This window comes from Pedobacter psychroterrae (assembly GCF_004331695.1).
GTDB classification, from domain to species: domain Bacteria; phylum Bacteroidota; class Bacteroidia; order Sphingobacteriales; family Sphingobacteriaceae; genus Pedobacter; species Pedobacter psychroterrae.
The window spans coordinates 1-13,496 of sequence record NZ_SJSL01000002.1; the positions used below are offsets into that span (position 1 = coordinate 1).

Genomic DNA, 13,496 nt, shown 5'->3' on the forward strand with positions numbered 1-13,496 from the left:
GCATCTTAAAAACAGAATTTGGCCTGTATCAGACATTCCAATCTTATTCCAAGGCGGTGGGACCGGTCTGCAAGGCAATAGAAAAATATAACAACGTAAGACCCCACATGAGCTGTGAAATGATGACACCCGACAAAAGACACAACCAGGAATTTAGCCAATACCAAAAAAACAGTGTAAGGGCATATCTGTATGATGAAAATTTGATGTAAGGATATATCAGTATATCTTTTTATAATTGTAAGGATTTAACCGTTTAACTATCCGATTTTTGTAAGGACAATTCAGTATAAGACAGTCTATTCCTAATTTGTCTGAGACTGATCTGATACCCTTTCAGCTTCGGACCAGCTTCGGGCCAGCTTCGGCTCAGGTTCGGACCAGGTTCGGAAAAACCCGATTGGGGGCCGTCGCTGGCCCGATGCCAGTCGGTCGCCCGTCCGCAGGCAGGACGTACTCAGATAAAAGACAAATGGAAAGCTGCTTCAGTACAAGGTCAGCCTTTGGTATCCTTGCAGGAGTGTTGTAGTACTAGTAAGGAAGGAAAGCTGTTAAATAGGTAGGTGACAGGTAGGTCTTTTGCCGGAGTTACACCTTACAAGACCGAAGAGACAGCTGCCCAATATGGCGCATGGTGGAAGTTGTATAAACCAGTACTACAAGGTGTATAGTTCTGATGTTCCGCAAATAGTACGAAATTAATCCAAATTCCCTACCTTGCGGCCCTTAAAAATCAAACTATTTATGGCTAAGTCCTCTAAAGCTGCGATAATTTTTATATTCATCACTCTTTTGCTTGATGTGATTGGCCTGGGGCTGATTATCCCTGTATTCCCAAAGTTGATTGAGCAGCTTATCGAAGGTAATCTGAGTGACGCTTCGAAATGGAGCGGCTGGCTTACCTTTGTGTATGCCATTATGCAATTCGTTTGCGCACCTATTATTGGTAATCTAAGTGATAAATATGGCCGAAGGCCAGTATTATTGCTGTCTTTATTAGGCTTTGGAATAGACTATATTTTTCTTGCACTGGCACCTACTATTTGGTGGCTTTTTATTGGAAGAATCATTGCCGGGGTTTTTGGTGCGAGTTTCACTACGGCCACGGCTTATATTGCGGATATCAGTACCAATGAAAACCGTGCGCAAAACTTTGGGATGATCGGAGCAGCCTTCGGGTTGGGCTTTGTAGTAGGCCCATTCTTGGGTGGTGTGCTGGGTGAGTTGGGGCCGAGAGTGCCGTTTATTGCAGCTGCTGGACTCACCCTCTTGAATGTTGCCTATGGCTACTTTGTTTTGCCGGAGTCTTTAGATAAAGAACACAGGCGTCCTTTTGAATGGAAAAGGGCAAATCCGCTTGGATCTTTATTGCAGCTTAAAAAGTACAAGGGACTTGGCGGACTGATCGTTGCACTTGTGCTGGTATATATAGCCGGACATGCTGTACAAAGCACCTGGACATTTGTCAATATTGAAAAATTCAATTGGAGCAGCACTACCATAGGGATTTCTCTTACTGTTGTCGGAATCCTTGTGGCTCTGGTGCAGGGTGTGCTGATCCGTTTTATCAATCCAAAGATTGGCAATGAAAAGAGTATTTATATTGGCCTGATTTTATATGCCATTGGACTTTTCTTATTTGCTTTTGCTACAGAGAGCTGGATGATGTTTGCTTTCCTGATCCCTTATTGTCTGGGGGGTATTGCCGGGCCAGCTTTGCAGTCCATCATGTCTGAAAATGTACCACAAAATGAACAGGGTGAGCTGCAAGGTGCACTGACAAGCCTGATGAGTGCTACTACTATCATTGGGCCATTGTTGATGACTTACCTTTTTGCATGGTTTACAAAGCCGACTGCTGCCGTTAAATTTGCCGGTGCACCATTTCTGGCAGGAGGCGTATTCATGCTGTTAAGTGCTTTGGTGGCTTATAAGGCCATGAAGAAGGATGCTTTTTTAGCCAGAGATAAGGGTTAGGCTTCGGCATTAATGGCCGACCAGAGCATATCTTTAAGCTCTACCATACCTTTTTGCGCTACAGAAGAAATAAAGATCGATGGGATATTGGCGGGAAGTTCTTTCTTCATTTCTGCTACCAGCTCCTCATCCAGCATGTCTGACTTGGTGATGGCCAGCAGATGCGGTTTTTGCATGAGCTCTTCGTTATAATCTTTTAATTCAGCCTTTAAGATATCGTATTCTTCTTTTATGGTTCTTTGGGTATCAGCAGGAATCATAAACAGCAATACAGAATTTCTTTCTATATGGCGTAAGAATCTAAATCCCAGCCCTTTTCCTTTAGAGGCACCCTCAATGATACCGGGAATGTCTGCCATGACAAAAGATTTACTGTCGCGGTAAGATACAATGCCTAGATTGGGAACGATGGTAGTAAATGGGTAATCGGCTATTTCTGGTTTGGCAGCGGAAAGTACGGAGAGTAAGGTAGACTTGCCTGCATTAGGGAAACCTACCAGACCTACATCTGCAAGTACTTTAAGTTCCAGTACCATCCATTCCTCTTTGCCAGCCTCTCCGGGTTGTGCAAATCTTGGGGTCTGAAGGGTAGGTGTCTTAAAATGCCAGTTGCCCAGCCCGCCACGGCCACCCGCGGTTAGGATCTTGGTTTCACCATCCTGGGTTATTTCAAACAAAACCTTTCCAGTTTCGGCATCTCTGGCGATGGTACCTAATGGTACATCCAAAATTTCATCTTTACCGGATTTACCGGTAGAGGTGCCGCTTGAGCCTGGTAATCCATCAGGAGCGATAATATGCTTGCGGTATTTCAGGTGCAGGAGTGTCCAGAATTGTGTATTTCCCCTGAGTATGATATGGCCTCCGCGGCCACCATCACCACCGTCAGGTCCACCCGTAGAGGTACGAATGTCGCGGTGCAAGTGTGCAGAGCCTGCCCCCCCTTTGCCGGAGCGGCAGCATATTTTTACATAATCTACAAAATTGGAACCCTGCGACATATATTATTTAGTATTTATCAATTACGGCACTCAGTTCAGCAAAAATGTCGTCGATTTTGCCGATTCCATTCACTTTACTTAGTTTGCCCTGAGCCTCGTAGTAAGGCAAAACGTGGATTGTTTTGTCAAAGTATTCCGCAATGCGTTTTTGCAGCTTATCTGCCTGGTCATCCACACGTCCGGTTTCCAGCTGGCGCTGTGCGATCCGTTTGGTAAGTTCATCCTGATCTACATCCAGTGCTATGACACCTGCAATATTTCCGTTTTTACTTTCTAAAAAAGCATCTAAAGCCTGTGCCTGAGGTACGGTACGCGGAAATCCGTCAAATATAAAGCCTTTGGCCTGTGGGTTTTTGTCCACTTCTTCTTCCAGCATGGCTATCGTGATCTCATCAGGAACCAGTTGTCCTTCAGCAATTAGTTCGCTTACTCGCTGACCTAAAGGAGATTGATTTTTGATGTGCGCCCTAAACAAGTCGCCGGTAGATATGTGGATCAATTGATACTTCTCAATTAATTTTTCAGATTGGGTGCCTTTTCCAGCACCCGGAGGGCCAAAGATAACAAAATTCAGCATTCGGGTTGTCTTTAAAGTTAAAGGATTTATTAATCTCAACGGGCTGCAAATATATCATTTTAAATTTAATCTTAGGGGCACTAACCATGGATTTGTAATAGAACCAGCATTACTTGTAGATTTCTGGTACATCGATCAGGGTTTGGCTATACATCTGGTGCGAGCCTTTTACATTGGGATGGTGATAAATCTTGCCCCAATCGTAATCTTCAAAATACATGGTAGTATTGTCTACTTTTTTACCGCCTTGATCGACTGATGTAGCTACGTCAAACCGGGTTCCTTTTATGTTGTATTTTTGACGGATTTTCTCAATTACGTCGTTAACAGCTACCTGGCTGCCACTCTCATTGCTTGGGATATTGTTTAATACCGGGATTGAGCCTTGCGCCTTAATGTATTCAACAAGTTCACTAAGGTTCTCTTCGGTATTGCCTCCATTGGTACCTATAGTTACCATCACGTATTTTGCCTTTACAAAGGGAAGCTCATTTTTGATGCGGTCCAGCACCTGTACGATGGTGGTCCCACCGCGTCCGCTTGCCATGCTTTTGCCCTTGATATTTTTCATGATCAACTGGGTCCAGGATTTGGGAAAGTCAGCTGTAGGAAAGTAACCTTCAGGCTCAGTAATAGAATCACCATACAGTAACAGGGTTAAATTTGTTTCTTTTGCCATCACACAGATTTGCTTGACGCGGATAGATGATCCGCTGTTTAGGCCGAAGCAATAGTAATCATGCTGAAGACCGACAAAAAATCCCGGGCCAACAGAACCTGCGCCAACACCGCCACCTCCATCCATTGTGCCCGCTATTTCGGACGATTTACCAGTTTTCAGATCGGTAATGCGAAGTTTTGATTGCTGATAATTACGGTGTATTTCTACCGCGTATTCATGGGTAGCATCGAGAAACTCAACCTTTTTTTCTGTAACCGGGTTCGTGCCCAGGTATATTTTTTTGTTCGGAATATCTACATATGCTTTGAGATCGCCCTGATCTGTCTGAAATACTCCTACAGCGTCGCCGGAGAACCTGACATGGTACCGGATCAGACGTTCTGCTAGTGAGTAATACTTGTTCAGCCTTACTAAACTGTTTGGTGCGGTGATGGATAATCCAAAATCTGTATATTGATTGCCCGCAGCGGTTATCAATTCCGGGTTAGCAGTTTTATTATTTAATACCTTATTGTACAATACTCCTTTAGGCAAAGCCTTTTTATTCTGCGCAGAAATAACAAATGTATTGCTGCAGAGCAGTAACAACAGCATTGTTCTTTTGATATTCTTAAAATTGGCCATATTAATGTTTTCTTAGATACTTATTGATTTATTATAAAATTATAAACTCCGGAACCTATTTCCACAACGGTTCGGTCTTCTACTGATTCTTTTATTACAAAGCCACTTTTCCCTGCCAGTGGCGTATTACCTTCCTGAATAGCACCTATATCGCTGGTGGGAAGGTATACTTTAGCAGTGCTGTTGGCAGGAACCACAATATTCCATGACAATTTTCCATTTCCTTTTACCCAGTGACTCTTTATGGTTCCATATTTTGACTCGTAACTGGCTTGGACATAGTTTAGTCCCTCTGGAAATATAGGGTTCATAATGATCTTTTTAAAGGCTGTAGCCTGGGTGTCAGATTTTATTCCGGCCAGGTATTCATAATACCAAATCAACAGATCGCCCAGAAGCATCTGATGGTTCCAGGAACTCATCAGGGGATCTGCAGTATTGCCATTCCATAGTTCCCATATGGTGGTGGCTCCGTTTGCGGCCATATAGCCCCAGCTTGGATAAGTGGTATTGGTGGCCAGTGTGTAGGCCAGGTCGGGGCGGCCATGATCTGACAATCCCCTCATAATCCACATCATGCCCATAATACCTGAATTGACGTGGTTACCGTATTCCGCTGTGCGGTCTACTATTTTCTGGACGATGGCATTTTTTTTATCCTCTGGGACAAGGCCAAAGGTTAAAGGCAGCAGATTTGCCGTTGTGGTATTATTGGCGTAATGACCGCTTTGGTGATTGAAGAATTTTTTGTTGAATGCAGTGAATACCCGTTTTTTTAGTTGAACGAAAGTACTGACATCAGCATCCAGTCCCTGCAGCCTGGCGAAATTTTCCATCAGTGAAAGACAGTAGTAGTAATAAGATGAGGCAAGCAATCCGCCATCGGTGGTTCTTTTTGGATCGCTGGTCCATATTGTATTGGTGCCTTCCTCGGGAGCTACGCACCAGTCGCCATAGCTATCTTTCAATACCAGGTCATTCTGGTTGTAGGTATTCCACATATATAGCACCCATTTTTTCATGTCGGGGTAGTAGCTGCGATAGGTCTTTTCATCGCCAAACTGCTTCCTTAACATCTCGGGAATAATGATAAATGCACTTGGGTAAGTAACGTTGTCTGTATCGTTGATCCAATAGGCAGGTATGATGTTTGGCAGGCTGCCGTTTTGTTTTTGAGCAGATTTGGCATCAGCCATCCATTTACTATATAGCCTGGAATTATCAAAAATGAAGCTCTCCCCATAAGAGCTCATTAATCTGTCGCCCAGCCAGGCCACACGTTCATCGCGCTGCGGACAGTCGGTAGGAATGCCCCGGTAATTGCCCCTGATGCTCCAGTAAGCATTGTTGTAGATTTGGTTTATTGTGGAGTTTGAAGTGTGAAACTGACCGATAGTTGGGACATCATCATATACGACCTGGCCTTCGAAATCTGCGACTGATGGCGCATAAGATAATCCGCTGACTTCTACATACTGAAAGCCATGATAGGTAAACGTTGGTTCCCAGGTTTCATTCCCTGTGCCCTTAATTACATAGGTGTCCGTGACCCTTGCATCGCGTAAATTAGCAATGTACAAGCTGTCTGTATTTTTCATGCGCTCTGCAAATACCATACGGACGGTATCCCCGGCATTCCCTTTTATGCGAATGCGAAGCCAGCCTACCATATTCTGGCCCATGTCCAGGATGTAGGTACCCTTTGTAGTTTTGTGTATTTTTTTAGGACTGACAGTTTCTTTAATTCTTATGTTTTCATTGGTCTGGGAAAATAGCTTGCCGCCTGGGGCTGCAACAAGGTCTGCGCTACCCCATTTAGCATCGTCGTAGCCAGGTTTATTCCAGTTATTGAGTTCTTTACGTGCATCATATTCTTCCCCGTCGTATTCGTTGTTTGCCCGTATGGGTCCGTCATCTGTTACCTTCCAGGATTTATCAGATGTTATGTATCCAATACTCCCATCTGTATATTCCAGGCGGATTTGTAAAATCATACGCGGGAAACCATAATTGATATGAGACATTTGTGTGATGGGGTCAGGCTTGCCACGAAAATCGCGCATATTGAAAAAGCGGCCGTTACCTAAGATGACCCCAATTCCATTGTTACCCTTTTTCAGATTTTGAGTTATATCATAGGTATTGTAAGGAACGTCGTGGTTGTAATCGGTCGGGGTAGGAGTTAAGACGTCATTGCCGATTTTCTGGCCATTAATGTACAACTGATAAAGCCCTAATCCGCTGATGAATGCGCTAGCATTGCGGATTTTTTTACTTACTGCTACCTCTTTACGCAGGTACCTTGCGGCAAGCCTGGTCTGCTGGCGATGAGGCGCATCGCCTTTGCTAAAAGTGTCGAGGCCAATCCATTCTGCCTTCCATTCCTTGGTCTGCAGCATCGCCATCCTCCATTGGTTGACTGTGCTGATTGCAGAGTCGCCCTGGTTGGTCCATACCTTTACTTTCCAGTATAAGTGCCTGTAACTTTCTAAGGTCTTACCGGCAAACCTGATGCTTATGCTGGAATCTGAATATACTTTGCCACTATTCCACAGATCAGCATCGCCGCTTTCGGCTTTTTTTTCAGATGAGGATACATATACCCGATAGGCTGTTTGTTTGGTGTTTCTTCCTTTGGAGGTCGTGATTTTCCAGCTTAGCCTGGGCGACTGGCTTTGCAATCCGATGAAATTCTCCCTTCCTTCTACCGTAAGCTGGTCAATATGAAAAGACTGCTTGTGCAACTGGCAGGATAGCAATAGCAGGAATGCAGATAATCCTATTGTATATTTTAAATTTAACGTCATTTGTGATTCTGGTTTTTTATTTGAGACCTACAGAACGAAAATCACCGGTATGGACCTGGAATACAGCAGGTAGCCCGTTGACAGTAATGACTTCATCATTATAAGTACGCAGCTCATTCCTAATGTATGCGCAGTTCTCATTCAATCAAATGTAGTTGGAACTTGTAGGTTTAAACAAATACACCCTTGCCAACAATCAATACTAAATTGACACTGCTGAATTTTATCGAGGCTTCTTCGGTGTGGCGCAACGTTATAAGTGCAATCAACTTTCTTTGAACATAGGCCTTTTTGCGGAAAGTTTTGATAAATTAGTAGAGGGTCCCGTATACTAACCAGATTTTTAACCCCATGCCATGAATTATTTAAAAGTTACTATCCTGATCGTTTTTCTATGTGTCCGGGCTGTTGGCGTACACGCTCAGCAGATGGCTTCGGTAAAATCACCGGATGGGCAGATCGTGTTTTCTTTCGTGCTGACTAAGGAAATGCCTTCCTATCAGGTTTCTTATAACCGGCAGACGATTGTGAAGAATTCGGAGCTTTCATTGGTATTCAAAGAGAATGGCAGGTTTTCTGCAAATCTCAGTATGTTGAAAACAAGACTAGAAAGCGTTGATGATCGGTATGAACTAGTGATAGGAAAGACTAAAAATGTTCACCATCCTTATAGGCAGCTTACGATTCCTTTGTATGAAAAAAGTGGAGCCGGGAGAAGGATAAATATTGTAGTCAGGGCTTTTAATGACGGTGTAGCTTTCCGGTATGAATTTCCAAAGCAGGAGAACTGGCCGACCTATGCTTTAACAGAGGAACGCAGTTGTTTCAATTTGGATGAGGGAGCACGGATGAGGGCTTTGCTGTTTGGAAATGATTATAACAACAATCACGAAGGTCTGTACGAGAAAATGGAACTAAGAGCGCTAAAAGAAAACGTGCTGATGGACGTTCCTGCGCTGTTTGAACTGCCGGGCAAAAAATATCTGGCCATAACAGAAGCCAGCTTGAGGAATTATGCGGGAATGTACCTGGTCAAAGAAAATGGTGTATTGAGAAGTCAGCTTTCTCCTCAGCAGGGGCAATCTGAAATTAAGGTTAAGGCCATCTTACCCCACAAAACACCTTGGCGGGTAATGATGGTCAGCGACCGTCCGGGCACATTTCTGGAATCGAATATCCTCACCAGTTTGAATGAACCTTCAAAGATTAAGGACCCATCCTGGTTGAAACCGGGTAAAACGTCATTTCATTGGTGGAACGGAGATGTGGTGCCGGATTCGACTTTTGCACCTGGTGTAAACTTTGAGACAAATAAGTATTATATTGATTTTTGTGCGCGGAACAACATCGAATATCATTCCGTGATAGGTTATGGTGGCTTTGCCTGGTACAGTAATGACTGGCCCAGCTACGCCGAAAAAGGCAGCTACGCTGATGTGACCAGGTCTGTAGGCTCGTTAGATATGCAAAGGATCTGCGATTACGCAAAATCAAAGGGCGTGTCGATTCATGTTTGGGTGAACTGGAAAGCGCTATATCCCCAATTGGAAGCCGCATTTGCGCAATTTGAAAAATGGGGGATAAAAGGGATGATGGTAGACTTCCTGGACAGAAGTGATCAGGAAATGGTGAATATCCAGGAGGAGATTTTAGAACGTGCTGCCGCACACCATCTTTTTATACAATTTCACGGGGCGTACAAGCCTACAGGGATGAACAGGACCTATCCCAATGAATTTACTAGGGAAGGAACCTACAACTATGAGCAAAATAAATGGCTGATCAAGGCACTAACCCCTGAGCACGATCTGGACATCGCCTTTACGAGGATGATCGCTGGTGCCAGTGACTATCACCTTGGTGGTTTTAGAGCGGTAAAACCAGAAGATTTTAAGCCTAAATATATTCGCCCGTTAATGGTTGGGACAAGAAGCCATATGCTGGCGATGTATGTGGTGCTGGAAAGTTATCTGAACATGGTTGCCGATTATCCTGCGGCATATGAGGGACAGCCCGGATTTGAGTTTTTACAAAAAGTGCCAACGGTATGGGATGAAACAAAAGTAATCAATGGAGTGCTGGATGAATACCTAACCATAGCGCGTAGGCATGGAAATGAGTGGTATATTGGCACAATAAACAACAGTAAAGCAAGGACACTGGATATTCCGCTTGATTTCCTCCCTGCAGGAGATTTTAAAGTGGAGATTTATAGCGATGCGCCGGATTCGGAAGCTTATCCTGATAAACTGAGCAAAACCGTTGGAGTTTATAAGAAGGGAGATGTAATCACCATTAAACTGGTGCCGGGTGGGGGTAATGTGATTCGCCTTTTTAAATAGGTAACTATTGTGGTATTTACTTACTTTAGTGATATATTAGGCAATAAACACTTCTGACTTAAATGAAATTAATCCCTGCATACCTACTTTTCCTCCTGCTCGTTCCATATATCAGTTTTTCTAAACCATTGGAAGTAAAAGTAGCGCGGCTCGAATGCGAACATCTTTCTAATCCAATTGCTATCGAAAATAAACAACCAACCCTTAGCTGGCAATTGGTTTCTGAAGAAAAGGCCAAAAGTCAAACTGCCTACCGGATAATAGTAGCCAGCAGTATTTCTTTGTTGCAGCAAAATAAAGGAGCGTACTGGGATAGCGGTAAGGTAAATTCCGGTAACTCCAAACAGGTAGTTTACAAAGGTAAACCGCTCGGGTCCAGAAAGAAGCTTTATTGGAAAGTGATGATTTGGGATGAGAAGAATGCGCCATCTGGATGGAGCCAACACGCTTCATGGTCTATGGGCTTACTGGAGGCGTCAGACTGGAAAGGTAAATGGATTGGAGCTTTCGAGAATCCATATCCTGATTCGGCAATAACGTACCCGTCACCATTTTTCCGCAGAGAATTCATCGTTGAAAAAAAGATCAAACAAGCCATTGTTTATATCAGTGGTCTGGGTTTTTATGAACTATTCTTGAATGGTAAAAAGATTGGAGACCACGTGCTTGCCCCTGCAGTTACCAATTATGATAAAAGACCGCTTAAGAAACTACTTTATCCTTATGATGATCAATCTACCCAGCGTGTGCTATACAATACTTTTGATGTCACCAATAACATTAGTCAAAAAAATAACGCGATAGGGATACAACTTGGTAATGGGTGGTACAATCAGCGCGACCGAAGGGTAGAAGGCGATATGTGGTATGATGCCCCAAAGTTGATATTTCAACTTGAAATACAGTATACGGATGGAACAAATGGTATTATCAGCTCTGATAATAGCTGGAAGTCAATCGACGGCCCGTTATTAAAGGATGGGATATTTACCGGTGAAAAATACGATGCGCGATTAGAACTGGGAGCGTGGAATAGTGCTGGTTATTCTGATTTTAAATGGAAAAATGCAATTTCTGTTCGCCCGCCTACGGGGAGTTTACATCCGCAAACTGCGCCATTCGATAAAATTATGCGGACACTGGTTCCTGTTTTTGATGGTAAAACGAAAGACTCGGTGTATTCCTACCATCTGGATGAAACTGTGGCAGGTTGGGCATCGATAAGTGTGAGAGGAAAAGCAGGAAGCCTTATTAAAATAAGGTATATCAATGAGGAGGGTGAGGATTATGGTCAGTTTGATAGCTATATTTTGAAAGGCTCGGGAGTGGAAAATTGGGAGCCAAAGTTTACCTGGCATGCTTTCCGGCGGATTGAAGTGATTTCTCAGGATGTAAGTCTTGATAAGGAGAGTTTAAAAATAAAGGAAGTACATACAGCTGTTGCATCAAATGGATATTTTGAATGTTCAAATCCATTTCTGAATAAAATAAACTCGGCCTATATAAAAACGCAGAATGCAAACTTTCATGGAAGTGTGAGCAGCGATTGTCCGCATCGAGAAAGGCTGGGTTATACCGGAGATGGGCAGGTGATTGTGGAAAGTTCGATTTTTAGCTATGATATGCGTCAGTTTTATCGAAAATGGCTGGACGATATGGACGATGCCAGGAATAAAAAGACGGGTTTTGTTACACATACTGCACCTTTTGGTGGTGGTGGTGGTGGTCCGGCATGGGGATCGGCTTATGTGATTATGCCATGGGCGTATTTTTCATACTATGCTGACACAGCGGTGTTAACAAGGCATTATGCAGGTATGAAGCAATGGGTTGAATATCTGGAAACAAGGACTGATAAGGATGGGTTGGTGACCAGAGAAGAGCCTAATGGATGGTGTTTAGGAGATTGGTGTACGCCGACTAACGTTGAGGTGCCAGCACCTTTGGTAAACACGGCTTACTTTTATTATTCTGCTGATATTATGTCAAAGGTAGCAAAGACACTGGGTCGCAACGATGATTATTTAAGGTTTTCAGACCTTGCAAAAGGAATTAAAGTAAATTTTAACAATGCTTATTATAATGCTTCAAAGCAAAGCTATTGGGAGGGAAGGCAAGGTGCTGATGTATTTGCCCTGGCTTTTGGCTTAGTACCGGAGGAAAATTTCAATGCTGTTTTCGGCTCATTATTGGCTCATCTGAAAAAAATTAATTATCATTTTGATACAGGTATTTTAGGGACGCCTCTGTTGTTAAAAGTACTTTCTCAAAATGACAGGGATGACATTGGTTATCAAATTATGAATCAAAAGGATTTCCCTGGTTTTGGATATCTTTTGGATAATAAAAACAGCACATTGTGGGAATCATGGAATGGGGATGGTTCGAGGTGTCACCCTATGTTTGGAAGTGTGGTGGAATGGTTTTATTCCGGTATTGCCGGGATAAAAGTTGATCCGGCAAATGCAGGAATGAAACATTTTGCAATTGAACCAAAATTCATTTCTGATTTAAGTTATTGCAAATCATCCTATAACAGCTTATTCGGTAAAATACGTTCAGAATGGAAAAGGAACAGCGATGGAAAGCTACAGATATTGATAGAAGTACCGGAAAATACATCGGCAAGCTTTGTTTTGCCTCATAACAAGCAGAAGATTAGGAATGATTCTGGTGAGGATATTCTGGGTAAAAAGATAAATGATAAATATGAGATTGAATTTCAATCCGGAGTATACAGTTTTGAGGTGTTGTAAGGTTTGCAAGGGCTAAAAGTAATGGGATTGATACTTTGAAGGTGTCCCGGTATGAGGTATACAGTAAAAATAAAAAGGGATAAAGTTTGAAACCTTATCCCTTTTTATTGTGCACTTGTAGGGATTCGAACCCCAAACCTTCTCATCCGTAGTGAGATGCTCTATCCAATTGAGCTACAAATGCAATTCCCGTTTCGTTAACGGACTGCAAAAGTAACGCTTGAAATTGAATTAAGCAATTTTTTTGGCAATTAATTCAACCTTTTTTAGACATCAGACAGAAAGGTATTCTTTTAAGTTCGTGCCGATGATCGCTGTCCAGCCTTTTACAAAGCTTTCTTTTGCAAAATTAGGATCATTTATTGCAGCAAAGCTTTCGAGACCTTCATGTGTGAGCTTTAACCGGGTTTTATTCCCTTCCTCAAATAACTCAAATCTAACCAAAGATTCTCCCGGGTTATTTTCATATTTCCAGGTATATGCTATTTTTTTGCCATCTACCAATTCGGTTACTTTAACAAAGTGGAGGTATTGTACATGTTTATCGCCACCATAAAATTGCGACTCTGAGCCAAGTTCCGGTTTGAAATCTTTGATGTCAAAATACCATTCTTTCATTTTGTCTTTGTCTGTTATTGCTTGCCAAACGATTTTAATAGGAGCATTGAATGTTTTTTCGATGATAAAAGGTTCTGTCGTTTCCATAAGCTTTTAAATTTTAGTTTAAGAT

The 13,496-nt window shown here is 42.8% G+C and carries 8 protein-coding genes, 1 tRNA gene and 1 pseudogene; 4 read left to right on the forward strand and 6 right to left on the reverse strand.

The window, feature by feature from the left end; all coding sequences use genetic code 11:
* Together EZ437_RS21720 and EZ437_RS08375 are read left to right on the forward strand one after the other, a co-directional pair.
* A pseudogene (locus tag EZ437_RS21720) lies at positions 1-212 on the forward strand (hypothetical protein); the annotation flags it as partial.
* Positions 213-744: 532 nt separating this feature from the next.
* The gene (locus tag EZ437_RS08375) at positions 745-1,977 is read left to right on the forward strand and encodes a TCR/Tet family MFS transporter (RefSeq protein ID WP_131595250.1); all 1,233 of its coding nucleotides are present in this window, start codon (positions 745-747) and stop codon (positions 1,975-1,977) included.
* Here the strand turns inward: EZ437_RS08375 and obgE are convergent.
* From obgE to EZ437_RS08395, 4 genes are all read right to left on the reverse strand, one after another.
* Positions 1,974-2,978 carry a GTPase ObgE gene (gene obgE / locus EZ437_RS08380; protein WP_131595252.1) on the reverse strand — a complete coding sequence of 335 codons (1,005 nt, stop codon included), beginning with the start codon at positions 2,976-2,978 and terminating at the stop codon, positions 1,974-1,976. The genes EZ437_RS08375 and obgE overlap by 4 nt on opposite strands.
* 7 nt (positions 2,979-2,985) lie before the next feature.
* Positions 2,986-3,555 (reverse strand): adenylate kinase, encoded by a 570-nt coding sequence (locus EZ437_RS08385; RefSeq protein ID WP_131595254.1) that lies wholly within the window; start codon positions 3,553-3,555, stop codon positions 2,986-2,988.
* Positions 3,556-3,664: 109 nt separating this feature from the next.
* Complete coding sequence (locus EZ437_RS08390; protein WP_205942671.1) at positions 3,665-4,861, reverse strand: SGNH/GDSL hydrolase family protein; 1,197 nt, start codon at positions 4,859-4,861, stop codon at positions 3,665-3,667.
* A gap of 20 nt (positions 4,862-4,881) precedes the next feature.
* A complete protein-coding gene (locus EZ437_RS08395; RefSeq protein WP_131595256.1) occupies positions 4,882-7,668 on the reverse strand; it encodes a glycoside hydrolase family 78 protein in 2,787 nt (928 codons plus the stop codon).
* Positions 7,669-8,024: 356 nt separating this feature from the next.
* On the opposite strand from EZ437_RS08395, the gene EZ437_RS08400 reads away from it, so the two are divergent.
* The gene (locus tag EZ437_RS08400) at positions 8,025-10,010 is read left to right on the forward strand and encodes a glycoside hydrolase family 97 protein (RefSeq protein WP_131595258.1); all 1,986 of its coding nucleotides are present in this window, start codon (positions 8,025-8,027) and stop codon (positions 10,008-10,010) included.
* Positions 10,011-10,072: 62 nt separating this feature from the next.
* Positions 10,073-12,766, forward strand: coding sequence for a family 78 glycoside hydrolase catalytic domain (locus EZ437_RS08405; protein WP_131595260.1), 2,694 nt, complete (start codon positions 10,073-10,075; stop codon positions 12,764-12,766).
* 110 nt (positions 12,767-12,876) lie between these two features.
* Here the strand turns inward: EZ437_RS08405 and EZ437_RS08410 are convergent.
* Positions 12,877-12,950 (reverse strand) — tRNA-Arg (locus EZ437_RS08410).
* Between the two features lie 89 nt (positions 12,951-13,039).
* Positions 13,040-13,471, reverse strand: coding sequence for an SRPBCC family protein (locus EZ437_RS08415; RefSeq protein WP_131595262.1), 432 nt, complete (start codon positions 13,469-13,471; stop codon positions 13,040-13,042).
* Positions 13,472-13,496: the final 25 nt, after the last annotated feature.

What these genes read in the sequence shown, in the direction of transcription:
- EZ437_RS08375 (WP_131595250.1), top strand. Translation starts at nt 745, where the DNA reads ATGGCTAAGTCCTCTAAAGCTGCGATAATTTTTATATTCATCACTCTT.
- obgE (WP_131595252.1), bottom strand. Translation starts at nt 2,978, where the DNA reads ATGTCGCAGGGTTCCAATTTTGTAGATTATGTAAAAATATGCTGCCGC.
- EZ437_RS08385 (WP_131595254.1), bottom strand. Translation starts at nt 3,555, where the DNA reads ATGCTGAATTTTGTTATCTTTGGCCCTCCGGGTGCTGGAAAAGGCACC.
- EZ437_RS08390 (WP_205942671.1), bottom strand. Translation starts at nt 4,861, where the DNA reads ATGGCCAATTTTAAGAATATCAAAAGAACAATGCTGTTGTTACTGCTC.
- EZ437_RS08395 (WP_131595256.1), bottom strand. Translation starts at nt 7,668, where the DNA reads ATGACGTTAAATTTAAAATATACAATAGGATTATCTGCATTCCTGCTA.
- EZ437_RS08400 (WP_131595258.1), top strand. Translation starts at nt 8,025, where the DNA reads ATGAATTATTTAAAAGTTACTATCCTGATCGTTTTTCTATGTGTCCGG.
- EZ437_RS08405 (WP_131595260.1), top strand. Translation starts at nt 10,073, where the DNA reads ATGAAATTAATCCCTGCATACCTACTTTTCCTCCTGCTCGTTCCATAT.
- EZ437_RS08415 (WP_131595262.1), bottom strand. Translation starts at nt 13,471, where the DNA reads ATGGAAACGACAGAACCTTTTATCATCGAAAAAACATTCAATGCTCCT.